Origin of the sequence: Asanoa ferruginea, assembly GCF_003387075.1 — a bacterium.
In the GTDB taxonomy this organism is placed as follows: Bacteria; Actinomycetota; Actinomycetes; order Mycobacteriales; family Micromonosporaceae; genus Asanoa; species Asanoa ferruginea.
Genome location: NZ_QUMQ01000001.1, coordinates 6133547 through 6160459, shown reverse-complemented (window position 1 = coordinate 6160459; position 26913 = coordinate 6133547). Strand labels below are relative to the sequence as shown.

General features: G+C 68.9%; 20 protein-coding genes. 8 read left to right on the top strand and 12 right to left on the bottom strand.

Annotated features, from left to right (window positions below; translation table 11 throughout):
- Window positions 1-7: 7 nt before the first annotated feature.
- Window positions 8-1009 carry an ABC transporter permease gene (locus tag DFJ67_RS28780; protein WP_170216031.1) on the bottom strand — a complete coding sequence of 334 codons (1002 nt, stop codon included), beginning with the start codon at window positions 1007-1009 and terminating at the stop codon, window positions 8-10.
- A 228-nt stretch (window positions 1010-1237) separates the two neighbouring features.
- Between DFJ67_RS28780 and DFJ67_RS28775 the strand changes: the two genes are divergently transcribed.
- Together DFJ67_RS28775 and DFJ67_RS28770 are read left to right on the top strand one after the other, a co-directional pair.
- Window positions 1238-3439, top strand: coding sequence for an AAA family ATPase (locus tag DFJ67_RS28775; RefSeq protein ID WP_170216030.1), 2202 nt, complete (start codon window positions 1238-1240; stop codon window positions 3437-3439).
- Complete coding sequence (locus tag DFJ67_RS28770; RefSeq protein ID WP_170216029.1) at window positions 3429-4484, top strand: cupin domain-containing protein; 1056 nt, start codon at window positions 3429-3431, stop codon at window positions 4482-4484. The genes DFJ67_RS28775 and DFJ67_RS28770 overlap by 11 nt, the downstream gene beginning before the upstream one ends.
- A 55-nt stretch (window positions 4485-4539) precedes the next feature.
- Here the strand turns inward: DFJ67_RS28770 and DFJ67_RS28765 are convergent, their stop codons facing one another.
- The gene (locus DFJ67_RS28765; RefSeq protein ID WP_170216028.1) at window positions 4540-5445 is read right to left on the bottom strand and encodes a TAXI family TRAP transporter solute-binding subunit; all 906 of its coding nucleotides are present in this window, start codon (window positions 5443-5445) and stop codon (window positions 4540-4542) included.
- 100 nt (window positions 5446-5545) lie between these two features.
- On the opposite strand from DFJ67_RS28765, the gene DFJ67_RS28760 reads away from it, so the two are divergent.
- Window positions 5546-6760 carry an MFS transporter gene (locus tag DFJ67_RS28760; protein ID WP_147315641.1) on the top strand — a complete coding sequence of 405 codons (1215 nt, stop codon included), beginning with the start codon at window positions 5546-5548 and terminating at the stop codon, window positions 6758-6760.
- Here DFJ67_RS28760 and DFJ67_RS28755 read toward each other — a convergent pair.
- From DFJ67_RS28755 to DFJ67_RS28740, 4 genes are all read right to left on the bottom strand, one after another.
- Window positions 6685-8904, bottom strand: a complete 2220-nt coding sequence (locus DFJ67_RS28755) for a nitric oxide reductase activation protein NorD (RefSeq protein ID WP_116070898.1) — start codon at window positions 8902-8904, stop codon at window positions 6685-6687. The genes DFJ67_RS28760 and DFJ67_RS28755 overlap by 76 nt on opposite strands.
- A 7-nt stretch (window positions 8905-8911) precedes the next feature.
- Window positions 8912-9739, bottom strand: a complete 828-nt coding sequence (locus tag DFJ67_RS28750) for a CbbQ/NirQ/NorQ/GpvN family protein (RefSeq protein ID WP_116070897.1) — start codon at window positions 9737-9739, stop codon at window positions 8912-8914.
- A 33-nt stretch (window positions 9740-9772) separates the two neighbouring features.
- Window positions 9773-10522, bottom strand: a complete 750-nt coding sequence (locus DFJ67_RS28745) for a FadR/GntR family transcriptional regulator (protein WP_211333969.1) — start codon at window positions 10520-10522, stop codon at window positions 9773-9775.
- A gap of 71 nt (window positions 10523-10593) precedes the next feature.
- Window positions 10594-11736 carry a zinc-dependent alcohol dehydrogenase gene (locus DFJ67_RS28740; protein WP_116070896.1) on the bottom strand — a complete coding sequence of 381 codons (1143 nt, stop codon included), beginning with the start codon at window positions 11734-11736 and terminating at the stop codon, window positions 10594-10596.
- Window positions 11737-11829: 93 nt separating this feature from the next.
- Here DFJ67_RS28740 and DFJ67_RS28735 point away from each other — a divergent pair, with 93 nt between their 5' ends.
- A complete protein-coding gene (locus DFJ67_RS28735; protein WP_116070895.1) occupies window positions 11830-12768 on the top strand; it encodes a substrate-binding domain-containing protein in 939 nt (312 codons plus the stop codon).
- 13 nt (window positions 12769-12781) lie between these two features.
- Here DFJ67_RS28735 and DFJ67_RS28730 read toward each other — a convergent pair whose 3' ends face one another.
- Complete coding sequence (locus tag DFJ67_RS28730) at window positions 12782-13108, bottom strand: 2Fe-2S iron-sulfur cluster-binding protein (protein WP_116070894.1); 327 nt, start codon at window positions 13106-13108, stop codon at window positions 12782-12784.
- 280 nt (window positions 13109-13388) lie between these two features.
- Entirely contained in the window at window positions 13389-14876 is a 1488-nt protein-coding gene (locus DFJ67_RS28725) for an alkaline phosphatase family protein (RefSeq protein WP_116070893.1), read from the bottom strand.
- Window positions 14877-15251: 375 nt separating this feature from the next.
- On the opposite strand from DFJ67_RS28725, the gene DFJ67_RS28720 reads away from it, so the two are divergent.
- The gene (locus DFJ67_RS28720) at window positions 15252-16301 is read left to right on the top strand and encodes a right-handed parallel beta-helix repeat-containing protein (RefSeq protein ID WP_116070892.1); all 1050 of its coding nucleotides are present in this window, start codon (window positions 15252-15254) and stop codon (window positions 16299-16301) included.
- Window positions 16302-16376: 75 nt separating this feature from the next.
- On the opposite strand, the gene DFJ67_RS28715 is transcribed toward DFJ67_RS28720, so the two are convergent.
- Window positions 16377-17750, bottom strand: coding sequence for an MFS transporter (locus tag DFJ67_RS28715; protein ID WP_116070891.1), 1374 nt, complete (start codon window positions 17748-17750; stop codon window positions 16377-16379).
- Between the two features lie 112 nt (window positions 17751-17862).
- Here DFJ67_RS28715 and DFJ67_RS28710 point away from each other — a divergent pair, with 112 nt between their 5' ends.
- Both DFJ67_RS28710 and DFJ67_RS28705 read left to right on the top strand, forming a co-directional pair.
- The gene (locus tag DFJ67_RS28710; RefSeq protein WP_170216027.1) at window positions 17863-19146 is read left to right on the top strand and encodes an MFS transporter; all 1284 of its coding nucleotides are present in this window, start codon (window positions 17863-17865) and stop codon (window positions 19144-19146) included.
- 104 nt (window positions 19147-19250) lie between these two features.
- Window positions 19251-19739, top strand: a complete 489-nt coding sequence (locus tag DFJ67_RS28705) for a hypothetical protein (protein ID WP_147315640.1) — start codon at window positions 19251-19253, stop codon at window positions 19737-19739.
- On the opposite strand, the gene pulA is transcribed toward DFJ67_RS28705, so the two are convergent.
- Both pulA and lpdA read right to left on the bottom strand, forming a co-directional pair.
- Entirely contained in the window at window positions 19736-22729 is a 2994-nt protein-coding gene (pulA, locus tag DFJ67_RS28700; protein ID WP_116070888.1) for a pullulanase-type alpha-1,6-glucosidase, read from the bottom strand. The two genes, DFJ67_RS28705 and pulA, sit on opposite strands and share 4 nt — an antisense overlap.
- Window positions 22730-22825: 96 nt before the next feature.
- Window positions 22826-24214 carry a dihydrolipoyl dehydrogenase gene (lpdA, locus tag DFJ67_RS28695; protein WP_116070887.1) on the bottom strand — a complete coding sequence of 463 codons (1389 nt, stop codon included), beginning with the start codon at window positions 24212-24214 and terminating at the stop codon, window positions 22826-22828.
- Window positions 24215-24266: 52 nt separating this feature from the next.
- Here lpdA and DFJ67_RS28690 point away from each other — a divergent pair, with 52 nt between their 5' ends.
- Window positions 24267-25328 carry a Gfo/Idh/MocA family protein gene (locus DFJ67_RS28690; protein ID WP_116070886.1) on the top strand — a complete coding sequence of 354 codons (1062 nt, stop codon included), beginning with the start codon at window positions 24267-24269 and terminating at the stop codon, window positions 25326-25328.
- Window positions 25329-25416: 88 nt separating this feature from the next.
- Here the strand turns inward: DFJ67_RS28690 and DFJ67_RS28685 are convergent, their stop codons facing one another.
- Window positions 25417-26883, bottom strand: a complete 1467-nt coding sequence (locus tag DFJ67_RS28685) for a vWA domain-containing protein (RefSeq protein ID WP_116070885.1) — start codon at window positions 26881-26883, stop codon at window positions 25417-25419.
- Between the last annotated feature and the right edge of the window lie 30 nt (window positions 26884-26913).

The following is a 26913-nucleotide window of genomic DNA, read 5'->3' as shown; positions in this document are numbered from 1 at the left end:
GGCCATGTCAGTACTTGATCCTCGGGTCGATGAAGCAGTAAGCGATGTCAACGGCCAGGTTCGTCAGCACGAAGACGACGGCGAACATCAGCACCGTGGCCTGAATGACCGGATAGTCGCGGAAATCCACGGAGTTGACGAGCGTCTGCCCCAACCCGGGCCACGAGAAGATGGTCTCCACGACGATCGACCCGCTGAGCAGTGACGCCGCCTCCAGGCCCATGACGGTGGCGACGGGGCGACCGGCGTTGCGTAGGGCGTGGCGGAAGTTGACCGTGCTCTCCCGGGCACCCTTGGCCCGGGCGGTGCGGATGTAGTCGTCGCCAAGCACCTCGAGCATGCTCGAGCGCGTCATCCGCACGAGCAGACCGGTCATGGCCGCACCGAGCGTGATGGCTGGCAGCGCGACATACCGCAGCGAGGTGAAGAACAGGCCAGGGTCGAGGTGGATGATGGCGTCGATGAAGTTCACCCCGGTTGGACCGGGAGGCACGACGTCCGCGGGCAGCCGGCCGCCGGTGGGGAACCACCCCGTCGGCACGGCTACGTAGATGATGAGCAGCAACCCGATCCAGAACGTCGGCGCCGAGATTCCGATGAGACCGACAATGCTCGCCGTGCGGTCCTGCCACTTGTTGTGCTTGGTCGACGCGATGGCACCCAGGGCGATGCCGATGATCCACCCGAAGAGCAGTGCGGCGATCGCCAGATCGAGCGTGGCGGGCAGGCGCCGCCACAGGAGCTCGCTGACCGAGCTGTGGTACTGGAACGACGTGCCCAGGTTTCCGTGCAGCAGTTGGACCAGGTACTTCCAGAACTGGACGAGCACCGGATCGTTCAGCCCGTACAGCTCGGTCATCCGCTGCCGGTCGAGCTCGGTGGCATTCTCGGGCAGCATCGCCGAAACCGGGTCGCCCGGGACGAGCCGGGTGATGAAGAAGATGATCACGACGATGGCGAGAAGCAGGGGGATCGCTCCGAGCACGCGCCGCACGACGTAGCTGGTCAACTGCCTGTCATCCCCTGTCTCTCCCTCATCGCGGGAACTCGGCCTCGATACGGCGGTAGAGCGTCCGGGTGGAACGCGAGTGGTCGACGCGTTGCATTGGACTAACCATTGCATCACTATTCGCCGCGGGTCAAGATGGTCTCCCGGATGAATTGGGGAGCCGTGACTCGATCGCAACGTCCGGCCCGCCCCAGACCACGACCGGGGTCCTACGAGGAGGTAGCTGGGATGTCAGCGCGCGTCGGCACGCAGTTCCGGGCCATCGTTGATGCTCGCCCGACGGATTACCGCGCGGCCGTGCCAGGCGCCGTACTCGTGGCGCCGGATCTGCGTGCCTCGGGGATCGCCGATGGTGCCGTCCTGCGGCTGACGACCGTCCGCGGTCGCGTCGGCCTTGTCACGGTGGCGCCCACCGACCCGTCTCCCGAAGCGGCGGTGGACAACGGCGCTCTCCGGATCGACCGGCTGACGCGTCAGGCGATCAAGGCCTACCCCAACGAGCCCGTCACCGTCGAGGTCGTCGAGCTGCCTCCGGCGTCCGAGGTCAGCCTCGTGCCGAGCGTTGCGCTGGGCGCACACCAGGCCAACCTCGTTCCCGCGCTGAAGTCGATGCTCGTGACACACCGGGTGGCGCTGCGCGAGGGCATGCTCATCTATTTCACGCCGTCGGATCGGCTGGTCGGGCTCACCTTCGAGGTTCATGCCGTGGCGGGCCGGGAGGGCCTCGTCACCGCGGACACCGACGTCTGGCTCATCTCCGCCGACCACGAGCACGGCCCCGGCGAGGGTCATGACCACCACGACCGGCCGAGCACGGTGCTCGACACCACCTTCGAGGACGTCGGCGGGCTGACGACCCAGCTGCGCGAGGTGCGCGAATACGTCGAACTTCCGTTGTTGTTCCCCCACGTCTACCGCCAGCTCGGCATCGACGCGCCCCGCGGGGTGATCCTCCACGGCGCTCCCGGAACAGGAAAGACCCTCCTGGCCCGTAGCGTCGCCAACGAGGTCAACGCCAACTACTGGCACGTCGACGGCCCCGAGATCGTCGGCACCTACAGCGGCGAGACCGAGGCCAACCTGCGCAAGGTGTTCGCGGACGCGAGCGCGTCGGCGCCCGCGATCATCCTCATCGACGAAATCGACGCGATCGCGACCGTACGCCGAACGGCGTCCAGCAGCTCCGAATCGCGCGCAGTGGCCCAGCTGCTCGCCCTCATGGACGGGCTCGGGCGCGCCGAAGGGCTGCTCGTCATCGGCACCACCAACCGGCTGCACGCCATCGACCCGGCCCTGCGCCGGGCCGGCCGGTTCGACCGCGAGATCTTCTTCCCCACACCCACCCCCGGCGAACGCGAACAGATTCTGCGGGTCCACTGCCGCGAGATGCCGCTCGACGAGAGCGCCCTCGACACCCTCGGCGAAATCTCGTCCCAGGCGCACGGATTTGTCGGCGCCGATCTCATGGAACTCGCCCGGGAGGCCGGGCTCCACGCGTTGCGCCGGGCAGCGGCCCGCTTCGTGGCGGCCCCGTCGCTGGCAAACAGCCCCGATCCCGCCGATCTCATCGTGCGGGCGGACGACTTCCGCGCCGCGCTGCGCACCGTGCGTCCGGCGGCGCTCCGCCAAGCGGCCAGCGAGCATCCACCGACGAGGTGGGGCGACATCGGCGGTTACGACGACGTGAAGAAGCGGCTCCGGTCGATCGTCGAGGCGTTCGTTTCCGTCGGCAGCGGCCGATCGGCGGGCACCGGGCTGGCCACCGATGCGGGCATCGTGCTCGCCGGCGCGCCCGGAACCGGCAAGACGGCGCTGGTGCGGGCCATGGCGGGCGAATCCGGCGTCAACCTCGTGACGGTGCACGGGCCGGAGCTGTTCTCGCAGTGGTTGGGCGAGACGGAGGAGACCCTGCGGGCCGTGTTCGACCGGGCCCGCAACGTGGCGCCGTCGATCCTCTTCTTCGACCAGCTCGATGCCATCGCGCCGCGACCGGGCGGGCGGAGCGATGACGGGGCACGGGCCCAGCGCCGGGTCATCAGCCAGCTCACCGCCGAGCTGGATGCGCTCGATCCGGCCTCGCGGGTCCTCGTCGTCGCCGCGTCCAACCGCCTGGCCGAGGTCGAGCCGGCGATCCTGCGGCACGGACGACTCGGCGTGCACATCCACGTCCGGGCTCCGAGCGACGACGATCGCGCCGGGATCCTGCATCGGCAACTGCGCCCCGCCAATCTCGCCGAACCGGCTGAGGCACTCGTCGCGGCCCTCGTGCCGTTGACCGCCGGGCTCGTCGGCGGCGACCTCGAGTTCATCTGCCAATCCGCCGCCCAGGCGGCGTCGGCCGAGGAACGACCCCTCTCACGTGCCGATCTGCTGGCCGCCGTCGAGAACGCGCGCGCCAATCCAACCGAAGGAGACTCAAGTGGAGACTGAACGGTCCAGGACCCGCGAGCGCGAACAGGTGGCGCAGAACGTCCACGTTCATGCCGAGGACTACGCCAAGGAGCGCATTTACGTGCGCCAGGTGAGCAGTTCCCGGTATTCGATCGCCAAGGAACGCCAGGACCGGCTGGCCAACATTCCGCGGGTCTTCACTGCCTCTGGGGTGGAGGGCTGGGGAGCCGCGAACATCGTCGCCCCGGGCGACGACATCTTCCGTACCCAGTCCCTGCACGTGCATTTCGTCGTCGTCCCGCCGAACGGCCGCAACGACGGTCACGGCCACCAGAACGAGGCCTTCTTCTATGCGCTCGACGGTTACGGCTACGAGCTGCACGACGGCAAGCGCTACGACTGGAACGCCGGCGACGCCATCGCGGTGCACAACGACAGCGTCCACTGGCACAACAATCCGGACCCCGAGAAAAAAGCCACCTGCATCATCTTCAAGCCGAAGCCGCTGGCGCTCTTCCTCGGCCTGACCTACCAGGGCAAGATCGGGACGGTCCCGGCGAACGACGAGCTCTGGGAGCCGCGCAGCGAGTGGCTCACCGGGCGCCCCGAGGGCGACGAACTCGTTCCGAAGGTGCTCACTCCCAAGGACACGCCCTGGGAGTGGACCCCGTTCGGGCATGTCCGCCAGTTGGCGGGTGAGGGTGTCCCGCTGCGGATCAAGGCGACCGACGTCTACCTGCACGAGATCCCGGCGGGTAGCCGGTCGGGGCGGCGCTGGCAGATGGCTGACGAGGTTTCCTACGTCATCGACGGCGAGGGCTACGACCTGCACTGGGACGTGGAGGCCGAGATCACCGACCAGTACTACGCCCGGATCGCGAAGGAGCCGACCCGGTGGGAGTGGAAGAAGGGTGACGTCATCTGGACGCCCCAGAACACCGTGGTCCAGCGATTCGCCACCGGCACGTCACCGGCGACGCTCATCTCCGGTTCGAACCGGCTTTTCAAGAACCTCGGGTACGCACGGATCGTCCATTTCGAGAACGCTCCCGAGTACGACGCCGCGGCGGCGCATGCTCGCTGAGCCGTCACGAGCGGCGGTCCTACCGGGCTTCCGGTAGGACCGCCGCCTCGGCCGGTTACAGCAGGCCGGCCTCGCGGTAGTAGCGAACGGCACCCGGGTGCAGTTCGACCCCCTCGGTGTTGGTGACCGCCGCCGGGTCCCACGCCATGTGGACGGCCTGGTTGAAAAACTGATCCCGGTTGGAGTCGTAGAGCTTCGTCAGGGTGTAGACGAAATCCTCGTCGGTGTCCGCCGGGCAGTAGATGAGGATCCCGTCGACCCGGTCGAGCGCCTTGATCGGGCGGTCGATGCCGCGCAGGAAGTGGAACGGAACATGGCCCGGCTTGCCATGCCCGTCTGCCCCCAACTGGGCGATGAGGTCGTCGGCGAGGTCGAGGAACCGCAGGTTCATGTGTTCCGAGGCCGTCATCCAGTGCTTCGTCACCGCCGTACGCCCCATGTAAAGGTTGGTGATGATGACGTCGATGTCACCCCCGCGCCAGTCGACGTCGCGCATCTTGCGCACCTCGCCACCGTTGGCCACGATCTCGTCCTTGGTCAGGTGGTAGTAGGCCAGCACCTTCTTGGGGACGACCGACGCGATAGAGTCCAGGTCGTTGGTCGCCAGCCGGATCGGTCGTCCGGAAGCGGCGATCTGCTCGAGGCTCGTGAAGCCCGTTTCGTAGCGCACCGCCGCCGTGAGCCACGAAGGCCGCCGGACTCGGCCGATCGCCCGCACGGGGACGAACGTCTCGCCCTTGAAGTTCTCCTCACCGCGGATGGCCCAACCGAGCGTCTCCGGGACGGTGGCACCGAAATCGGCCTTGCCGCCGCCGACAAAGCGTGGGTTGTTCGTCGACCCGGAGGCGGTCAGCACCTCGACCTCGTAACCGAGCGGCTCGAGCAGCTTCCGCGTCACATCGCCGAGCACCCACCACGGTTCACCCACGGAACTGCCGGCAAACTTCAGGCTCTTCTTCACGGGCATTCTCCCCCACATTGGGCAATCGGTATATTGGTCATACCTATGTTAGGCTACGAACCGCTTCGTGCCGTGTCAACGGATCGGATGGTGATGTCGCTTGACGCCGCAGGTGTCCGGGCGCCGACCTTCAATGTTCGCCTCGCTGGGAATCCGCAATTACCGGCTCTACTTCAGCGGGCAGACCATTTCGGTGGCGGGCAGCTGGATGCAGAACATCGCCGTCGGCTGGCTGGTGCTCGAGCTCACCGGCAGCGGCACGATCCTGGGCTTCGTCACGGCGGCGAAATTCGTTCCCCTGGTCGTGCTCGGGCCGTGGGGTGGGCTCGTCGCCGACCGGGTGGACAACCGGAAACTTCTCCTGTGGACGCAGGTTGCCCAAGCCGTGCTGACGGCGGTGTTGGCCGCGCTGGTCTGGGCCGGTGCCGCAACCGTGCCGCTCCTGGTGATCGTGGTATTCACCATCGGCCTGGTCAATGTGCTCGACGGTCCCTCGCGGCAGAGCCTTATCCCCCAACTCGTGCAACGCGAACTCGTCGGCAATGCGATCGCCCTCAATTCGATCACCCTCAACCTCGCCCGGATCGTCGGTCCGGCGATCGGTGGCGTGCTCATCGCACATCTCGGGCTCACGCCCTGTTTCGTCATCAACGCACTCTCGTTCGGACCGGTCATCGCGAGCCTGCTCCTGCTGCGCAGCTCGGAGATCATCCCGGCCAAACGTCAGGTGAGCGGCAAGGGGCAGATCAGGGCCGGGATTTCCTACATCCGCCGTACGCCGGCGCTCGCACTGCCCATGATCATGGTGACCGTCATCGGCACCCTGGCGTGGGAGTTCCCGGTCACGCTGCCGCTGCTCACGACCACGACCTTCCACCAGGCGGCCAGCGGGTACGGCACCGCGATGGCCTTCCTGGCCGCCGGCGCGCTCGGCGGCGGATTGGTGGCGGCCCGCCGTCACCACATCAGCGTGCGATCGCTCGCCTATTCGTCCATGCTCTGCGGCCTCACGATCAGCGCCGCGGGGCTCGCGCCGAGCCTGACCCTGACGCACGTCGCGCTCATGTTCGTCGGGGCCAGCGTGACGAGTTTCAACTCCGCGGCCAAGACGGTCATGCAACTGGCCAGCGCGCCGGAGTTCCGGGGCCGCGTCATGGGCCTGTGGCAGATCGCCTGGCAGGGCAGCGCCGTCATCGGCGGGCCCGTCGTCGGATGGATCGGCTCGACAGCCGGGCCGCGCTACGCCCTTCTCACCGGAGGCATCGCGGCCGCGGCCGTCGGCCTGCCCATGGTCGCCCGGCGGACCGCGAGGTAGATATCGGCCAGCGCCTCGGGCAGATCCTTCGGGTCTCCGATGACGTGGTATTCGTGGGGATCGCACACCGGGGCCAGGTAGTTCTCCCCATACGGGTCGACGGTGATGAGCAGCGGGTTGACCGCACGGGACCGGGACTCGGCCAGGGCGTGCGCGGTGTCGGCGACGGCATAGTCGAACTCCGCTTCGCGGCCGTATTCCTTCTGGTATTTCTGGCCGTAGTCGACGTCGAACGGCCGCCCATCGGTGACGACAACGAGGATCTTCGTCGCCGCGTCGACCTGCTGAAGCCGGTGAGTCAAATGCCGGATGACCGCGCCGATCCGCGTGGTGTCGTCCGGGACCATGCTTCCGAGCCGGCGCCACACGACCGGGGTGAGCCGCTCCTCGATGTCCTTGACGACAGAGAGGCGGACATCCTCGCGACCCGTCCCGCTGAAGCCGTAGATGCCGAAGGAATCGCCCACCCGATTGAGCGCCTCGGCGACGAGGCTGACGGCATCGCGCTGGAGGTCCAGGATCCGCTGGATGGGCACGCCGGGGTTCGCCGCGTCCGGCGGAAGCCACAGGGCGGTCGAGCCGGACAGGTCGATCGCGAAGGCGACGGCCACCTCCCGCCGCGGCCGGCGAAGGTCGGTGTAGAGGTGGTCGCTCGGCTCGGTCTTCAGCCTCAGGTCGATCATCGCGTCGATCGTCGCGTCGAGATCGAGGTCGTCGCCCGTGCTGGTGCGCCGGGTCGCCGCGGTCGACTGCGGGCTGATGCGCTCGATGGCACGCACCAGGCGGGAAACGATGTGACCGTAGCGGGCAAGCACTTCGAAGTGGTCGTGCTCCGAGCTGTTGGCGGGCGCCGTGAGCAGTCGCACGAGGGTGTGATCGGGGCGGACCCGCCCGGCGAACCGATCCCATTCGGGATAGGTGAACTCCCGCCTGCCCTTGGCGTGCAACGCCGGTTCCCACACGAGGTCGGGTGCGTCGCTGGTCGGCGGCGGAAGTGTCATGCCGCTGTCGGCGGGTCGCTCGTCCGGGCGAGACCCCTCCTGCGGCTTCTCCTCGGCCGGGGGGCGCTCCTCCCCTTCGATGTCGAGGAGATCGTCGTCGCCGGCGTCCGGACCGGGCGCGACCTCACCCTGACCCTCGGCCCGCCGCGCGGCGAGGTCGAGGACGTCGGCGAGCGACAGATCGCCTTCGCCGACGCCGACGTAGCGCGGCCCGGGCCAGTCGCGGTAGCGGACGTGGTGGTACCAGGGGCCAAGACCCTCGGCGCCGGCCATCCGGGCCGGGAGGGTGGCCAGGTCCAGCGGACTCATCGCTTCGGCGTCGCCGTCCAGGTCGGCGAACCGCAACTCGCGCACGGTCCGGTGCATGCCCACGTCGGGCTGCTCGATGAGCAGGTGGCAGATGCGCAACGCCGCCTCGACGCTGGACTCCACGGTGGACGCGGGATCACGCAGGAGCCGGGCGATCGCCACGATCTGCTCAATGGTCGGCGCCAACTGATTGGGCGCCAGAACCTTGGAACCGCCGAGGCTGAAGCGGATCAGCGCCTCGATCGCCGCCGCGCGCGGTGACAGCACGGAGGTCTCGGGCCGGTCGTGGAGGGCACCGTGTTGAACAGCCCGCAACGGACCGGCCACGCCCGGAAAGAGCCGCGCGGTCGCCGCGTCGATGCGGATGTCCTCACAGGTGGCAAACATGTGCACGCCGAGCGCGGAATGGCCGAAGAGGCCCGCCAGTCGCTCCAGCGCCGGAACGCCCGGGTCGCCGATGTCGGCCGGACGGAGGCGCCGGAAGAGCAATTCGTCGCGCTCGAGCTCGAGGCGGAACGACCCGAACCGTTCGTGCATGGCCCGATGGGTCATCGCCACCTGGAAGAACTGGCCCGAGGTGAACGCGAAATGCTCGTCGAGCGGCGCCTGCGCCGGCAGCCAGACCTCGGCCTCGGTGTCGGCGCGCTCCCATGGGTTGGCCCCGCCGTCGTAGGGAATGAGCGAACAGACCTTGCCCGTGAGCGCCCGGTAGTAAAGCGCCAGGTGGTGCCGCGCGCGGTCCTCCGCGGCGGCCTGCTCGAGCGCGTCGAGCACACCGCGCTCCCGGACCAACACCCGGTGGCGGGCGGGAGTCTGCACCTGCGTGACGGTCAACGTCGCCTCACTCGGGGAAGATCGCGCTGACCACGTCGACGATCGCGCGCTGCACGTCGGAATCGTCGCTGAGTGCCTGCACCAGGCCCACCTCACAGGCGCGCCTCGGTGCGATGCCCTTGACCATGAGCTCACCGACATGCACCAGCAGCCGGGTGCCGGGGCCGTCGATGACACCGGCCTCGCCGAGGCGGCGCAACTGCTCACCGAGGAACGCCAGTTGCCCCGCCCGCGTCTCGTCGAGGTCGGCCTCGTGCGCGATGATCTGCGTCTCGAGGTCGCTCGCCGGGTAGTCGAACTCGATGGCCATGAACCGTTGCCGCGTGCTCGGCTTGAGATCCTTGGTCGCCACCTGATAGCCGGGGTTGTAAGAGATGACGAGCAGGAAATCGTCATGCGCCTGGATGGTGGTGCCCAGCCGTTCGATGGGCAGCATCCGGCGGTGGTCCGTGAGGGCGTGCAGGATGACGGTCGTATCCTTGCGGGCCTCGACCACCTCGTCGAGGTAGCACAGCGCACCGCTGCGCACCGCCTTGGTGAGCGGGCCGTCGAGCCAGGTGGTTCCCTCGCCCGAGAGCAGATAGCGGCCCACCAGATCGGCCGACGTCAGGTCGTCGTGGCAGCTGACCGTGACGAGCGGCTCGGCCGGGGCATCGGGCCGGTCTCCGAACAGGCGCCACGCCATGTGTTCGACGAACCGGGTCTTGCCGCTACCGGTCGGACCCTTGAGCAGCACCGGGATTCGCTGCTCGTAGGCCGCGGAGAAGAGTTCCACCTCGTCGCGCACCGGAAGGTAGAACGGTTCGACAGCATGGCTCAGCCGCGTACTCGTCATGGCCTAACCATACAACCATTAACAAGCGGCAAGCTAGGACGAGCGGCGTACGCGATCGGCCGTGCGCTTCAGGTGTTTGGTCATGATCGCGATGGCCCGGTCGGCGTCGCGGGCGGCGATCGCGCGGATGAACTCGGCGTGCTCCTGGGTGCCCTTGTGGCCCATCAGCGGCGCCGTCACCTTCGCCTCGACCAACGACATCAGCAGCGGCCCGTGGAACGACTGGACGAGCATCTCGATGGCCGGGTTGTGGGTGCACGCAGCCACACGGACGTGGAAGTCGGCCGACATCGACATGTCGTATTCGCCGCGGTCGAGCGCCGCCTTGTGAACCGCGACCATCTCACGGAGGGCGGCGATGTCCTCATCGGTCGCCCGCTCCACCAGCAGCGGAATGATGCCCAACTCGAACACCTGACGGGCCTCGGTCACGTCGGCGGCGGTCAACGGCGACAGGTTGAGCAGATCCGCCAGCCCCTCCCCGATCTGCTGCGACGTCGGCGAAGTGACAAACGCGCCACCACGAGCGCCCACCCGGATGTCGACCAGACCGTTGGCCTCCAACACCCGCAACGCCTCACGCACCGTCACCCGACTCACGCCGAACCGCTCACACAGGTCACGCTCGCTGGGCAGCCGGTCGCCGGGCTTGAGCCGGCCCTGCCGCAGCAACAGCTTGATCTGGTCGACGATCACCTGCGACACCCGATTGAGCGACACCGCCTTGAACATGTCGGCGTCGTCGCCGGCCCAGGCGGCGGGCGGAGTTTTGGCGGTAGCCATCGGCTCTTCCTCAGAATGGACGGGCGGGGACTACAGAAATGATGTCATACCACTCTACCAATGCCAGCGCTTCAGGCCTCTTGGCGCCGGGCCGAGGTCGCCAGGTCAGGCATCAGCGAGATGTGGATGGCGTCGTCGTCGGTCTCGCCGGCCAGCACCCGGATCGCGTGGTCGACCTGCTCCAGCGCGAACCGATGGGTGGCGAGCTTCTCCAGCGGGAAGCGGTGGGACGCGAGCTGCGCCAAGGCGAGCTCACACGCCCGGTAGGAGTGGCCGCGCGCACTCTTGATGGTGATCGCCTTCTCCGTGAGCTGCTTGACCGGGAAATCCGGGAACGCCGCGAGTTCGCCCTGGATGAGCAGGACACCCTCCCGCCGCTTGAGCGCCTCGATGCCGAGGAGCACGGGCGCGACGCCCGCCCGGGAGGTGCAGTCGAGGACGAAGTCGACGCCGCGTCCGCCGGTGAGCTCCCTGACCCGCTCCAGCGGATCCTCCTGGCGGATGTCGATGACGTGGTCGGCACCGAGTTCCTGGGCCAGGTCGAGCCGGGCCTTGTCGCGGGTCGTGCCGGTGACGATGATCTGCGCGGCCCCGGCCTGCTTCGCGGCGACCACCTGGGACAGCCCCTGCTGCCCCGGCCCCTGGATGAGCACGGTGCTGCTGTAGCCGACGCCGGCGGCGAGCAACGCCCACTCGATGCCGTTGGACAGCGGTGTCACCAGGCCGGCGAGCTCCGGGGTGACGGTGTCGGGCACCTTGTGCAGCACGGCGTTCCAGGGCAGGTACATGAAGTCGGCGAAGCCGCCCCACAGCGTGCCCGGGTTCGCGGCCGAGGTGTAGCCGTAGCGGCGGGCATCGGGGTTGGTGCGCCAGTCGGTCGCCTCGCAGTGCCGGTATTCGCCGATCCGGCACCATTCGCAGGTGTAGCAGCCGACGTAGTGCTCGACGAAGACGCGGTCACCCTCACCCAGGCCGTGGCGGCGCTGGAAGTTGCGACCCGCGCGCGCGATGACGCCGACATTCTCATGACCCATGATCACCGGACCGTGGATCATGCTCGGCGGGTTCGCGTAGATCTTCACGTCGGTGCCGCAGATGCCGGCGACCTCGACCCGCAGCAGGGCCGAGTCGTCGTCGATCTCCGGCATCGGAAGCTCTTGCAGTTCGGTCCTACCCGCCGAGACCCGCACCGCCGCACGTACCAATTCGGGCATGACCGCAACCCCTCATTGAGCGAAATGGTCAGCCCAATATACCGTAGAGCCGGACGTCGACATCTACGACCCGATCGGAAGGGCAGTGAGACGATGGCGCAGCTGTTGGTGACCGTCACGCGGACCCAGGGCAACAACCGGGCCTTGAAGGCGGGCACGGTCTCGCCCGCCCGCCACCCGCTGACCTTCAACGAGGTGCCGGTGCTGGTCGACGGGTTCCGGCGGATGGTCCGCGAGCTGGCCTACGACATCAGCGAGATGGCGCTGACCACCTACCTGTGCGCGCGCGAACACGGCGTCGCCTTCACCGCGCTGCCCATCTTCCTGGTCCGCGGCTTCCACCACGGCGCCATTGTCGTCCGCCGCGATGGCGAGATCACCAAGCCGAGCCAGCTCGAGGGCCGCCGGGTCGGCGTCAACCGCGGCTACACCGTCACCACCGGCGTGTGGGCGCGCGCCATCCTCGCCCTCGAACACGGACTCGACCTCGACTCGGTGACCTGGGTGCTGTCCGGCGACGAACACGTCCAGGCCTACCGGCCGCCGGCCAACGCCGTCCCCGCGGGACCGGGCAAGAAGCTCGACCAGATGCTGCGCGACGGCGAGGTGGACGCGGTGATCGGCGCACCGATCGACGGCCCCGACGTCACACCGCTGATCCCCGCACCGGAGGAGGCGGCGCTCGCCGCCCTGCGCGGCTACGGCCTCTACCCGATCAACCACCTCGTGGTCGTCCGTGACGACGTGCTGGCGGCCGACCCGACCATCGCCCCGGCGGTCTTCGAGGCCTTCGCCGAGTCCAAGCGCCGCTACGTCGCAGGTTTGCGGCTCGGAGCGGTCAACGACTCGACCGACCGGATGTACGCCCGGGTCATGGCCGAGACCGGCGCCGACCCGCTGCCGTACGGGATCGAACCGAACCGCAAGGTCCTCGAGCTCTTGACCGCTCAGGCTGTCTCTCAGCACATCCTGCGCGAGCCGGTCGACGTCGATTCGCTCTTCGCACCGTCTACGGTGGACCTCGTCGGCTGACCGGCGGGAGGGTTCAGACGACCTGCTCCGGCGGAACGTCGAGAACGATCCCGTCGAGCTGCGCGGTCAGCGGTATCTGACAGGAGAGCCGGCTGCCGGCCCGCCTGTCACCGACCGCGAGGTCGAGCAGGTCGTCCTCCATGTCGCCGGGCCCGCCAACGTCCGCGAGGAACTCGTCGCGAACCCAGACGTGACACGTTCCACATGAGACGTTGCCACCGCACTCGCCGATGATGCCCGGGACGCCGTTCCGCACCGCGGCGGACATCGCGCTCTCCCCCACGGCGGCCTCGACGACGCGCTCCACACCTGTGTGATCGACGTACACGACCTTAGGCACGATTGATCTCCGGTTTCAGCCCGCGGCGACCGTCGGCGACGGCATGCCCCGAACGAACACGCGCTCGCTCTTACCCATCGACGCCTCCGCAGGTTGGCTATTGGTATGACCATAATTCCGAAGTCGGTTTACAGCAAGCCGACTCACGCGGCAGTGGCCTCCTCCCCCGGCCTGCCGGCTAGCCGGCCTTGCGCGTCGATCACATTGGCGGTCAGTTCGTGCGCGGAAGGCCCGGCCGGGAATGCTTCCCGGCCGGGCCTTCGAAGACCCTCGGTAGGTGTCAGCCGACGTGCGGCCGGTGGCCCTTCTCCTGCCTGGGCATGTGCTGCTTCGCCGGTGGCCCTTCCACCTTCGGCAGGTTGTTGATCGCGTACTGGGTGAAGTTGTAGTCGGCCACGGTGTCCGGCATCGTCGGGGCCTCGGCCCGCCTCTTGTCGAACCGGAATGCCGCGGTCAGGTCACCACAGGTTTTCCGGCGCCACGCGCTGATGTTGGTTTCCTTGACCCCGGTGATGTGCTCCAGGAACCGCAACTGCGAGGTGTGGTCGGAGACCTCGGAGCAGACGTAACCGCCCGCGGTCCACGGCGACACGATGACGCACGGCACGCGGTAGCCGAGACCGTTGGGCCATCCCCGACCCTGCTCACCGACGTTGGAGGTCTTGAAGACGAACTCGTCCGGCGTGCCGGCCGGCGGGGTCGGCGGCACGACGTGGTCGAAGAGGCCGTCGTTCTCGTCGTAGGACAGGATGAAGACGGTCTTGGCCCACACCTCGGGGTTCGACGCGATGGCGTCGATCTTGCCCGCGATGAACTGCGCGCCGGCCGCGGCCGAGCCCGGGGTGGACGGGTGCTCGTCGTAACCGGCCGGCGGCAGGATCCAGCTGACTGTCGGCAGCGAGTCGTTCAGGCAGTCGTACTCGAACTGACCCAGGGGCTGGGTCGCCACGCCGTTCTCGTAGAAGCCGTCGCCGGGCTGGGCCTGGGCGAAGTCGGTGAACTTGGTGATCGCGGCTGCTCCGGTGAGGGCGCCGGGCTGGCGGTAGACCTTCCAGCTCACGCCGGCTTCGCTGAGTCGCTTCGGGTAGGTCTTCCAGGAGAACTGGTTGGCCGGACCGCTGGTGGTCAGCGAGGGGCCGCCGGCCAGACCGTCGACATCGATCGTGCCCGACATCCACATGTGCCGGTTCGGGCCCGTCGGGCCGATCACCGAGCAGTGGTAGTGGTCCAGGACGGTGAAGGACTCAGCCAGTGCGTAGTGGAACGGGATGTCCTCACGGGTCAGGTAGCCCATGGTGAACGGAGCGTTCTCGCCGTCGCTCGGAATGTGCGCCGGGATCCAGTTGTCCATCTTGCCGCCGTTCCACGCCTCGTGCTGGCCCACCCAGCCGTGGTCGGTGGAGGGCAGCGCGTGGCCGGCAAGCTTCTTGGTGTCGAGGTGGAACGGCAGCACGTAACCGTCCGGGTGACCGTCCCAGGGCTGGTGGAAGACGGAACGGCCGTTCCTCAGGATCAGCGCCTTCGGGTCGTCGAAGCCGTCGACGCCCGACATCGTGCCGAAGTAGTGGTCGAAGCTGCGGTTCTCCTGCATCAACATCACGACGTGCTTGATGTCGCGGAGACGACCGGAGGTCTTAGGCGGCGAGGCAAGCGCCTTCTGCACGTTCGGCGGTAGCGCCAACGAAGCGGCACCGAGGGCGGCGGCAGCCCCGGTCCCGAGAAGTCGTCGACGGGTGAATGGGGATTGGCCCTGGTTGTCCTCTGGCATTGGGTGGAGTCCTCTGCTCTCTGGCCTGGCTGCGGGCTCCTTGATCATCTCGGAGGAACGTGAACGAGACCCTAACCAGCGCCTACCGGCCCAGAAAGACGGCGAACTGTTGGACGTTGCGGCCCAGTAGTCCCCAGGGTCACATAGCTTGGGCTGTCGTGAGACCGCAGTGACGCGCTGAGTCCACATTGGAAGCCAGGACGAGGGGTCGTCACTGGCTCGACGGCCGGGTCCACCCACGCCTGGCGCCGGTCTGATCGGTGGCGTTCGGGTCTGTTCGAGCCTGTTCGAGATCCTTCCGTCCGGCACTACCGATTCGTCACGGTGGATGCGTCGGCGCCTTCGACCGACGATCCGACCTCTTGGAGGGCGAATATGCACAGGACAGTCCTGGCCATCCTCAGCGCGGCGGGAGTCGCGCTGATCGGAGCCCTGCCGTCGGCACCAGCCGCGGCTTCGGCGCCAGTCGAGTCGATCACCGTATATGTGGGAAGCGCGGCCGGAGCCGCCCCATCGGGTGCCCGTGACGGCCTGCGCCGCGACACCGCTGTCGCCACCGTGGAGCAGGCGCAGGAGGTACTGCGCGCCAAGAAGGCCGTGAACGCGACGATCCTGGTGGACGGCGCTACCTTTCGCCCCTCGGCTCCTGTCCAGGTGACCTGGTCTCCGCCGGGCGGGCGGCTCACGCTCGGCACCGTTGGTGTCCTGGCGGCGACAACCGACTGCAACACCTTCGACGACCTCAACCCTGCCCTCGAGTACGGCATGGTGCTGACCGCGGACAACGTGACCATCAACAACTATGTCTTCCAGAACTGTCGCAACGGCGGCATCCGGGCCATGGGCACGTCGGGTAACCGGATCTCGGGCCTGATCGTCGAGAACAGCACGTTCCAGCGGCTGGGTGGCTACTGGCAGGGCGGCCCTGGCAACGGCTATGGCGGCATCCACGCGACCTACGCCGACTACATCTGGATCGAGAACAACCTGTTCTCCAACCTGCGCAACTCCGAGAGCCCCGCGTCGATGCACGGTGTCTACCTGGCCAACTACACCTACAACACGACGATCTACAACAACCGGTTCGAGCAGATCTCCGGCGACGCGGTGCGTACGCGCAACCGTGGCGACAACACGATCGTCGACCTCAACAAGTTCTGGAAGGTCGGCGCGTACGCCGTGTTCAGCGACTGGCGCTTCAACAGTGAGGGGTGCAGCACCGACGGGCTGTTCGATCGCAATCAGGTAGGTAACACGACGTTCAACAACGACAGGTGGAACGAGGACGCGCAGGGGAGCATCAACCCGGTCCGTGTGCGCCTGTGGGGCCATGACACCGCGACCAACGCCAACCTCTACGGCTGCCCGAGCGACCCGATCGTCTTCGGCGGCAGCAACGTCTACGTGACCAGCCGCCCCTGGTAATCATCAGCGACGCAGGCCCCGACCCCGGTGGTCGGGGCCTCCGTCACGTGGTGCAGCGAGACGTCGGCGCAGCGCTCACGAACGATCGGGGACCGCGCGGCGGGAGGTGGCTGGCAGGTCGCGGCCGTCGGTAGGAGGCGGCGGCGCGACGTTTGCTTCGAGAGCCGTCGGCGCGAGCGTAGTGGTGTCGTCGGTCGCGGCGGGGCCGCCGCGGCCGTCCTGGTCGGCGGTGATTACCTTGCGCAACGATGCCGACAGCAGCGCGGCCGTTAGGCAGCCGGCCACCGTGAGACCGAGCCAGATCGTGCTGTGGCCGCCGCCGATGAGGGGGGCCGCGGTGATCGGGCCGACGATGCCGCTGATGCCCCAGACCATGGAGCCCAGGGCGTTGAAGCGGCCGCGGAGTTCGTCGGTGGCCAGGGCGTTGAGCAGGGTTGGGCTGATCGGCGACAACAGGGTCTCGCCGAAGGCGAACACGGCCGCGCAGGCGATGACCGCCACCGCCGAGATCGCCAGGTTGCGGCCGTCGACCGCCCCGGCCACGCCGAGGACCAGCCAGGATGCGGCCATGATGACGCCGACCAACGAGAGCAGGCGGGTGCGGCTGCGGCCCTGGATCAGGCGCACGACGAACAACTGGGCCAGCACGATGACCAACGTGTTGGCGGTGAAGGCGTAGGCCACCGTCTGCGGGCCCACGTGGGCCACGTCGATCGAGAAAGCGGTGAAACCCACCTCGATCTGGGCGTAGCCGCTGATCGTCAGCACGATGCTGAACGCCAGCAGGCGGCGGAAGCCGCGGTGGGCGAAGACCTCGCGGTAGCCCGGTTGGCGTTGCTGGGTCGGCGTGGGGTCGGCAGACACGATGCGGCGGCCGACGCCGCGCATGGTCAGCAGGTTGATGAAGGGCACCAGGTAGAGCACCGCGTCGATCAGGTAGATGAGTTGGAAGGTGCCGGGGCGGTCGAGGTCGACGATCGCGCCGGCGATGACCGTGCCGGTGCCGATGCCGAGGTTGAGCAGGGCGAAGCTCAGGCCGAACGTCTTCTGGCGCTCGAGGCCGTCGGTGACCGAGGACAGGATCGTGTTGTTGGCCGCCCAGACCACGCCGGTGCCGGCGCCGATCAGTGTCACCGAGAGGAGGGCGTGCCAGGCCGTGTCCGCGAAGCCGACGCTGCCCACCCCGGCGGCCTCGACCAGGAGCAACGGCAGCAGGACCCGGCGCGCGCCGTAGCGGTCGACGGCCCAGCCGCCGATCGGGCCGATGGTCAGGGCGCACACGGCCAGCCAGGCGATGATCAGGCCCGCGGTGCCGGACGGGATGTCTCTGACCTTGGTCAGGTAGATGAACATGAACGGCAGCGTCAGGCCCCGGCCGGTGGCCGAGAAGAAGGTCGCGGCCAGCAGCCGGCGGGCCTCGGGTCGGTGGGGCAGGACGTCGCGCAGCATGGGTTCATCTTGGCGAGGGGGTACGACACTTCGCGAACGAGTTATCGGCCCGGCCGAGGCTCGGCGGGAAACCGTTTGATCCAGCCCGCGCCCGCTGGCAGCCTGGCTCCCCGTGCCCGAGGTCGAAGCATCTGAGGATCGCGAACGGCCGCTGCGGTCACCCGCCTTCCGGTGGTATTTCGCCGGCCGCTCGATCTCCATGGCCGGCAGCTTCATGTCGCCCGTCGCCCTGGCCTTCGGGGTCCTCGAACTGACCGACAACGCGAGCTGGTTGTCCGCGGTCATCAGTGCCTCGTTCGTGCCGATGGTCGCGACGATGCTCCTCGGCGGCGGCATCGCCGACCGCTACCGCCGGGACACCGTGCTCCGGCTGACCAGCCTCGGTGCCGGCCTCACCCAGGCCTGCGTCGCGGTCCTCCTGCTCACCCACCAGCACCCGGCGCTGCTGCTGCCGTTCGCAGCGGTCAACGGCGTCCTTCAGGGACTCACCACCCCGGCTTTGCGCGGCATCGTCTCGAACCTGGCCGTCGGACGCGGTCTCCAGCAGGCCAGCTCCCTACTGGCCTCCGCCGGAAACACCGCCCGCATCGTCGGGCCGACCACCGCCGGCCTGCTGACCGCCTCGGTCGGCGGCGGCTGGGCGATCGCCGCGGACGCCGCCTCCTTCCTGCTGGCCGCGGCCATGTTCGCCCGGATCTCACTGCCTGACCTACCGCCGCGCGCCGTCGGTGCGCCCACGATGCGCACCGAGATGCGGGAGGGCTGGGCCTACTTCCGGTCGCAGACGTGGATCTGGACGGTGACGCTCGCCTTCGCCGTCTTCAACGCCACCAACATGGGCTTCTGGCAGATCCTCGGCCCGACGATCGCGAACGACACGATCGGGGCCGCGGGCTGGGGCCTGGTGCTGAGCGCCCGCGGAGTCGGGGCGCTGCTGGCCAGCGTGGTGCTGGTGAAGGTGGCGCTGATGCGGCGCCCGATGGTGCCGGCCCTGTCGGCGATGGCGCTGGCCACTGCCCCGCTCATCCTGCTCGGCACCGGCGCGAACACGTTCTGGCTGGCCGCGGCGTCGCTGCTCGGCGGCGTGGTCGCCGAGTTCTTCACGGTCGTCTGGGAGACCGTCAACTACACCCACATCCCCGAGCGGCTGCTCTCGCGCGTCGGTGCCCACGACGAGTTCTGGTCGTCGGCGTCGTTACCCATCGGTCAGCTGTCCGCTCCTCCCCTCGCGGCCGCGTTCGGGACGACAGCGGTCGCTGTCGCGGGTGGCGGGACCGCCGCGGCAGCGATGCTCCTCGCGTCCTTGGTCCCATCCCTGCGGCGGATCGAGATACATCGGACGCCGGACCCAGCTGACGGGCAGTCCAGAGCCGAGCAGCAAACCACCCCGACGTAGACGACGACTCCGAGGAGGGGCAAGCCCGCCAAGACGGCGGCACGCTCACGCAACGGCGTCGCGGGGCCAGGCGACGGATGCGTCGTCATCTATAGACTCGCCGGATGAGTTGGTCTGCCCCGTTGCTGGCCCTGCTGGGGACGGTCGTCGGCGCTTCGGTCACGTTGTTCGCCGATCGCGTCCGCGCACGGCGCGACCAGAATCTGCGCCGGCATGAGACGCTGCGCAACGCATACGGCACCTACTTGGGGGCCTTGCACACGACCAGTGAAGAGCTCCGTGCCGTGTCTCTCGGTGAGCACGCGGCCGACGTCTCCAGGCAGTCCGCGGCCCGCACCGCCTTCCGCTCCGCGAAACTCAACATCCACCGCGAGCAACTCGTGCTGCTGGCGCCGGAGCGCGCCGTGCTGGCCGGCGACGAAGCGTTCCGCACGCTGCGCGAGTTGCGCGACGTGGTTGCCGAGGGTGGCGACCTGCAGTCCGTGGAATATCAACAGGTCCTCGACCGCTACCAGGCAGCGCTAGGAACACTGCGCGATGTGATGCGCGCAGACCTTGGCAGTCCGGCACTCGGGCACGGCGTCACGTTCTAGGACACGAACACCGCCACGGTACGAGCCGGCACGGTGAAGCTGCCGCCGCCGGTGTAGCGGGCGGTCTTCACCACCGCGTCGCCGCCAGAAGCCTGGGCCGGATGCAGGGCGTAGGAACGGCCGGCCGTGCCGGGGATGACCTGGGTGGTCGCGGCCGGGCTGGCGTTGAAGACCACCACGATGCGCTCCCACCGCCGGTCGAGGTCCTTGCCGGTCGTGTCGTCGAGGGTCATCGCGATGACGCCCGGCGTCTGGTCAGGCCCGCCGAGAGGGAACGCCACCCGGCGCTGGATCTCAGCCGCCGACGGCAGCGCGAACAGCGGCGACGATCCCGCGATCCGCAGCAACTCGGCCGACCGGGAGGACGCGGCCGCGATGTCGGCCGGGCCGGGCTTCAACGCAGGATCCGCGAGCAGTGGCTCCATGTAGGGCCACTTCGCCTCGTTGTCACCGCGCGGCGGCAGGCCCGAGCCCCACGTCGACGACTGGCCGGACCAGTCGACCCGGTTGAACCAGTCGCCCGAGTCGAACGAGTTGCGGTCCAACGACTTCGAGCGCAGCAGGTCGGTGCCGGCATGCCAGAAGCCGACGCCCTGGGAGAACGTCGTCGTGGCCAACGACAGCGTGTTCATCCGGACCCGGTCGGGCATCGGCAGCGACTGTGGCAGCTTGTATTGCAGGTTGTCGAACAACGTCTCGTTGTCGTGTGCGTCCACATAGGTCACCGTGTCGGCAGGTGACGCCGCATAGCCGGCGGGTGAGCCGTTGTAGTCGACCTCAGCTCCAGTCACCACGGCACCGGTGCGGGACGCGAAGCGGTAGGACGCGAGGTTGCCGGCCAAACCCACCTTGATCTGGTCCTGCTGCAGCAAGAGGCGGGCGAGCTGCTCCGAGGGCGTGCCGTTGACCGGGTCGCCGTTGGGGTCGGTGAACAGGCCCGATCCGAAGCCCTGGAGGTGCGGGTTGGCGTCGAACGGGCCGCCGCCGCGCACCGCGTCGCGCAGGCGGTCGGAGAACGTCGCGATGCCGGTGCCGGCCATGTTGGCCTGGGTCGCCTGCACGAAGCGGGCGTCGTTGGCCACCTCACCGAAGTTCCAGCCCTCGCCGTAGAGCAGGATCGAGCGGCCGTCCACGCCGTCGCGCGCCAGCGTCAAACGATCCAGCGCGTGGCGCACGGCCAGCATGTTGGCCTTCGAGTGGTGGCCCATCAGGTCGAAGCGGAAGCCGTCGACCTTGTAGTCGCGGGCCCAGGTGACGATCGAGTCGACCATCAGCTTTTCCATCATGCGGTGCTCGGTCGCCGTGTTGGCGCAGCAGGTCGAGGTCTCCTGCGTGCCGGTCAGGGTGAGCCGCTGGTAGTAGCCGGGCACGATCCGGTCGAGCACCGACTTCGGTGCCTGGCCCGACGCGGTCGTGTGGTTGTAGACCACGTCCATCACGACCCGCAGGCCCGCCCCGTTGATGCCGGCCACCATCGAGCGGAACTCCCGGGTACGCGCCGCACCGGACGGGTCGACCGCGTAGGAGCCCTCCGGCGTCGTGTAGTGCCACGGGTCGTAGCCCCAGTTGAAGCCATCCGTCGGCCGGACCGGCTCCACACACGCCTGCTGCTCCTGGGACGCCGGTGGCAACGACGGCAGGTCACAGCCCGGCACGGCCTGGTCTGCGCGCAGCTCGGGCACCGTCGCGAAGTCGAATACCGGCAGCAGATGCAGGTGGCTCACCCCGGCGGCGGCCAGCGACCGCAAATGCTTCATCCCAAAGCTGGAGCGATCGGTGAACGCCGCGTAGGTCCCCCGATGCGCGGCGGGCACCGACGTGTCACCGATCGAGAAGTCACGCACCTGCAGCTCATAGACCTGGGCGGCGGTGGACGCCACCGCCGCCGGCTTGCGCAAATGCGCGAAACCAGCCGGGATGAGCGCCGGATCCGACAGCGATGCCACCACCGACCGGGTCGAGTCGGCCGTGAGCGCCACCGAGTAGGGATCGGTGACCAGATTGGTCTCCACCCGCCCGGTAGTCGGCGCGAACACCCGCACCGAGTAGAGATAGGACGCGCCGCGCCAGGACCGGGAACCCACCGCGGTCCAGACGCCGTCACCGTCGCGCCGCATCGGCACCAGATCCGAGACGCCGTCGACCGACAGCGACACCGACTGGGCAGTCGGCGCCCACAGCGCGAACGACGGCACGCCCCGCGACGACCAGGTCACGCCCAGGGTGCGCCGCGCCGCCCCGGAATAGACGTCGTCGAGCACGCCTGGGATCTGCACGCCGGTCGCGTCGACCAGGGCGCCACCCGCGTCGAACGCGGCGACCGCCACCTGACCGGTCAGCACGGAACCGACCGGCACGGACGACGGGACCGTCAGGGCGCGGAAACCCGCCAGGTGGGGGAAGTCCAGCCGGACGTCAGCCGGCAACCCGGCCGCGCGTATCCCCAATGGATGAGCGGAACCACCGACCACCGCGCCGTCGGTCACGGTCATGCCGCCCGACGGCGCGGTGTAGAGCGCGAAGCGCACCGCGCTCGCCGGCGGCTGCCAGGCGATCAGGCCCCGCCGCACCCAGTGCGCGGTCGACTCGGCGCCCAGCGCCCGGGGTGCGTCGTCGACGATCCGGTGCGTCTCGTGGTCGTAGGTGAACGTCAGCACCCCACCCGGCGCCGTCAGCGGGATGTTGGCCCCGCCGGGCGCGCCGCCGGCGCCGTAGTTCTCGTCCCAGGTGCCGTTGAGCGCGACCTTGTATTCGAACGCGCCGGCCGGCACGGTGAACGACGCCCGGAACAGGCCCGGCGACCCGGCGACCGGGAGCAGCGCGGTCTGCACGCACTCCGGCTGCCAGTCGCCGGGACAGCCCAACTCGGACTGGAGCGACCCGACCAGCGTGACCTGGGAGGGCAGCGGCGTGTGGTCAGCGAACGCCGGCGCCCCGATGAGCGACAGCAGCAGACCGAGCACAGCGGCGACAGCAATGCGTGACCGCATCGGACCCTCCCCAAGAGCGACGGCATTGACGCTTCTCGCATTGGAGTCGTCCGGCGACTCCGCGTCAACCCGCTCCCGGCGAGTCGCGAAATCGAGTCACATATTGATCATGTGACCCGCCAGCCCGTGGATCGCCTCCTTCACCGCCTCGCTCAGCGTCGGGTGGGAGTGCACGTTGCGCCCGACCTCGTGGACGGTCAGGTCCCACTGCTGCGCCAGCGTCAGCTCCGGCAGCAACTCGGTCACCTCGGGCCCGATCAGGTGGGCGCCGAGCAGCTCGCCATATTTCGCGTCCGACAGGATCTTGACGAAGCCGACCGTGTCGCCGAGCCCGTTGGACTTGCCGTTGGCGGTGAACGGGAACTTCGCGACCCGCACGTCGTAGCCCTGCTTCAGCGCCTGCGCCTCGGTGTAGCCGAAGCTGGCCACCTGCGGCTGGCAGAACGTCGCCCGCGGGATCATCACGAAGTCGAGCTCCATGGTCTCCGCGTTGGCGATCGTCTCGGCCGCGATGACGCCCATGCTCTCCGCGGCGTGCGCGAGCATCAGCTTGGCGGTCACGTCACCGATCGCGTAGATGCCGGAGACGTTGGTGCGCCCCCGCCCGTCGACCGCGATCGCGCCGCGCGGGGTCAGGTCGACGCCGGTGTTCTCGAGCCCGTACCCGGTGACATTGGGTTGGAAGCCGATCGCCTGTAGCAGCTTGTCGGCCTCGATCACCCGGGTCTGCTCCTCGGTGCCGACCACGGTCACCCGCACGCCGGAGTCGGTCTCGGACACCGATTCGACGCGGGTCGACACCAGCACCTCGATGCCCAGCCGCTTGTAGCGCTTGAACAGCTCGGCCGAGACTTCCTCGTCTTCCAGCGGCAGCATCCGGTCGAGGAACTCGACGATCGTCACCTTCACGCCGTAGTTGTGCAGCACGTAGGCGAACTCGACCCCGATCGCGCCGGCACCCGCGATGACGATCGACCGCGGCAGCTCGGAGCTGAGGATCTGCTCCTCGTAGGTGACCACGCGGTCGGACAGCGAGGTGCCGGGGATCAGCCGGGTCGACGCGCCGGTGGCGATGATGCAGTTGTCGAACGTCACCGTCTGGTCGCCGACGGCGAGGGTGTGCGCGTCGACGAAGGTACCCCGGCCATTGATCTCGGTGATGTTGTTCTTCTTCATCAGGTAGTGGACGCCGCGCACCCGCCCGTCGGCCACCTTGCGGCTCCGGTTGAACGCCACGTTGTAGTCGAAGGTCACCTCGCCGGTGACGTTGATCCCGAAGGTCTTCGCCTCCTGGGTGAAGATGTGGTTGAGCTCCGCGTTGCGCAGCAGCGCCTTCGACGGGATGCAGCCCACGTTGAGACACACGCCGCCCCAGTAGCGCTCCTCGACGACCGCGGTCCGCAGGCCGAGTTGGGCGCCGCGAACCGCGGCGGTGTATCCGCCCGGGCCCGCGCCGAGAACGACAAGGTCGAAATGCTCTGTCATAGGACCAAGACTAGGACTCCCGGAGGCGGATGGCGGCGGCTAGCATCCGGCCATGCGGATCGGTGTCATCGGGTGCGGCAAGATCAGTTCGATCTACTTCAAGAACCTGACCCAACTGACCCAGACCGACGTCGTACGCTGCGCGGATCTCGACGTCGAGCGGGCCAAGGAGGCGGCGGCGCGGTTCGGCGTGCCGGCGGCCGGAACGGTTGACGAGCTGCTCGCCGACCCTTCAGTGGATCTTGTGGTCAACCTCACCATCCCCGCGGCGCACGTCGAGGTCGGGCTGGCCGCGGTGCGCGCCGGCAAGCACGTCTATGGCGAGAAGCCGCTGGCGATCACCACCGCGAGCGCGGGGCAACTGCTGACAGAGGCAACCGACGCGGGGGTACGGGTCGGAAGCGCGCCGGACACGTTCCTCGGTGCCGGGCTCCAGACGGCGCGGGCCCTGCTCGACGAGGGCGCGATCGGCACGCCGCTGTCCGGTGCGGTGTTCATGCTCTCCCCCGGCCACGAGCACTGGCATCCGGCGCCCGACTTCTACTACCAGCCGGGCGGCGGACCGCTCTTCGACATGGGCCCCTACTACCTGACCGGGCTGGTCAGCCTGCTCGGCCCGGTGGCGGCGGTGAGCGCGGTAGCCACCTCCGGCTACGCCACCCGGCGCACCCCGCAGGGGCGGGAGATCCGGGTCGAGGTGCCCACCCACGTCAACGCGGTGCTCGAGTTCGAGGGCGGCGCCACCGTCACCGCCGTGTTCAGCTTCGACGTGCCCGCCTCGACGATCCCGCACGGCATCGAGCTCTACGGCAGCGACGGCACGCTGGTCGTCGACGACCCCAACAACTTCGGCGGGCCGGTGCTGGTCGGCGGCCGCGACGTCGAGTGGCGCGAGGAGTCGCTGCGTACCCCGTGGTCGGCCGACTCGCGCGGCCTCGGCGTGGCCGAGATGGTCGAGGCGATCGAGGCCGGCCGCGACCACCGCGCTTCCGGCGCGCTGGCACTCCACGTGCTCGACATCATGGAGAGCATCCACACCGCCGCCGAGCGCGGTGCCCGGCTGCCGGTCGCGTCGACCTGCCCGCGACCGGCACCCTTCACCGGCCTCGCCTGAGCCACGCCCGGCCGCGCGTCGCGGCCAGGCCCGGCCCAGCCGGCCGCGCGTCGCGGCCAGGCTCGCCGGCGGCCGGGCCCGGCCTCGCCTAACGCAGTTCGGCGGCGCGCTTGACCAGGTCGGCCAACTCGCGCACGTCCTTGTCCTCGGTGCGGGCGGCCGCCCGGTCGGCGATCCGGCGCAGGTCGTCGAGGGCGATGGCAGACTCGCCGCCGCGCAGTGACTCGGCCAGGTAGGCGGCCACGTAGTCGACCGTGAAGCGCGGTGCGGCCGCCTCGAAACCGCGGTCGAGGTCGGAGACGGTGACCACGCCCGAGCCCTCGCTGGGCGACCGGGTGGTCGGGTCGAGCCAGCGCACCCGGACCCGGGCCACCTCGGCACCGAGGTCGGCGCCTTCGCTGAGCCGGACCGCGTAGAGGGCGGTCACGCTGTGCCCGGGGCCGACCTCGCCGCCGTCGACGTCGTCGTTGCGGAAGTCCTGGTCGGCGACGGCGCGGTTCTCGTACCCGATGAGCTTGTAGTCCCTGACCGTCTTGGAGTCGAACGTCACCTGCACCTTGGCGTCGAGGGCGCGCACCTCGAGCGTCGCGGGCAACCGGTTGACGAAGACGTCGCGGGCCTGTTCGAGTTCGCTGACGTAGACGGCGAAACCGTCGCCGCCGTCGGCGAGTTTCTCCATCAGCGCGTCGCCGTAGTCGCTGCCGACGCCGACGCCGAGCAGCGCGATCTCCTTGGCCGCCTCTTCGCGGACCTTGCGCAGGATCTCGGCCCCGTCGGTGCTGCCGGTGTTGGCCAGCCCGTCGGAGAGCACGATCACCCGGTTGGAGGTGCCCTCCCGGAAGCCGTCGCGGGCGACCCGATAGCCGAGTGTGAGCCCGGCGTCGAGGTTGGTGCTCGCGTCGACCCGCAGCCGGTCGATCGCGTCGTGCAGGTCTTCGCGCTCGGCGACCCGGGTCATCTCGCGCAGCACCTTCGCCTTGGTGCTGAACGCGACGATCGCGACCGAGTCGGTCGGCCGGAGCCGGTCGACGAGCGTGTGTAGGGCGTCGCGGACCAGGTCGAGGCGGCCGGGCTCGGCCATCGAGCCGGACACGTCGACGACGAAGGTGAGGGTCGCGTCGGGGCGACGCCGGTCGCTCTCCGAGCGGGTCTGCAGGCCGACCCGCATGATGCGCAGGTCACTGTCGGCGTGATGGGCGGCCGGCGGCCGGGCGCCGTCGGTGTAGACCGCGAAGCCGTCGCCCTGGGGCTCCGGGTAATCCTGGTCGAACGCGTTGACGAACTCCTCGGGCCGGACCATCGTCGGGTCGGGGAGGTTGCCGTCGGTGAGCACCCGGCGGGCGTAGCCGTAGGAAGCCGTGTCGATGTCGACCGCGAATGTCGACTGTGGATCGTCGAGCGGGTTGCGTTCGCCGTTGCCGCCTTCGCTGTGATAGTTGGGCGCCGACGCCTCGTTCGCGGTCGAGTCGCCGGCACCGCCTTCCGCCGTGCAGCCGGCCAGAGCCAGCAATGCCGCCACGGACACCGCGGCGACGCGTATGAACGTTTGCCTCATCGTTGTCCTCCCCGTCCTGATGTCCCTACT

What these genes read in the sequence shown, in the direction of transcription:
- lpdA (WP_116070887.1), bottom strand. Translation starts at nt 24,214, where the DNA reads ATGACAGAGCATTTCGACCTTGTCGTTCTCGGCGCGGGCCCGGGCGGA.
- DFJ67_RS28725 (WP_116070893.1), bottom strand. Translation starts at nt 14,876, where the DNA reads ATGCCAGAGGACAACCAGGGCCAATCCCCATTCACCCGTCGACGACTT.
- DFJ67_RS28685 (WP_116070885.1), bottom strand. Translation starts at nt 26,883, where the DNA reads ATGAGGCAAACGTTCATACGCGTCGCCGCGGTGTCCGTGGCGGCATTG.
- DFJ67_RS28690 (WP_116070886.1), top strand. Translation starts at nt 24,267, where the DNA reads ATGCGGATCGGTGTCATCGGGTGCGGCAAGATCAGTTCGATCTACTTC.
- DFJ67_RS28705 (WP_147315640.1), top strand. Translation starts at nt 19,251, where the DNA reads ATGAGTTGGTCTGCCCCGTTGCTGGCCCTGCTGGGGACGGTCGTCGGC.
- DFJ67_RS28720 (WP_116070892.1), top strand. Translation starts at nt 15,252, where the DNA reads ATGCACAGGACAGTCCTGGCCATCCTCAGCGCGGCGGGAGTCGCGCTG.
- DFJ67_RS28735 (WP_116070895.1), top strand. Translation starts at nt 11,830, where the DNA reads ATGGCGCAGCTGTTGGTGACCGTCACGCGGACCCAGGGCAACAACCGG.
- DFJ67_RS28750 (WP_116070897.1), bottom strand. Translation starts at nt 9,739, where the DNA reads ATGACGAGTACGCGGCTGAGCCATGCTGTCGAACCGTTCTACCTTCCG.
- pulA (WP_116070888.1), bottom strand. Translation starts at nt 22,729, where the DNA reads ATGCGGTCACGCATTGCTGTCGCCGCTGTGCTCGGTCTGCTGCTGTCG.
- DFJ67_RS28745 (WP_211333969.1), bottom strand. Translation starts at nt 10,522, where the DNA reads ATGGCTACCGCCAAAACTCCGCCCGCCGCCTGGGCCGGCGACGACGCC.
- DFJ67_RS28715 (WP_116070891.1), bottom strand. Translation starts at nt 17,750, where the DNA reads ATGCTGCGCGACGTCCTGCCCCACCGACCCGAGGCCCGCCGGCTGCTG.
- DFJ67_RS28775 (WP_170216030.1), top strand. Translation starts at nt 1,238, where the DNA reads ATGTCAGCGCGCGTCGGCACGCAGTTCCGGGCCATCGTTGATGCTCGC.
- DFJ67_RS28740 (WP_116070896.1), bottom strand. Translation starts at nt 11,736, where the DNA reads ATGCCCGAATTGGTACGTGCGGCGGTGCGGGTCTCGGCGGGTAGGACC.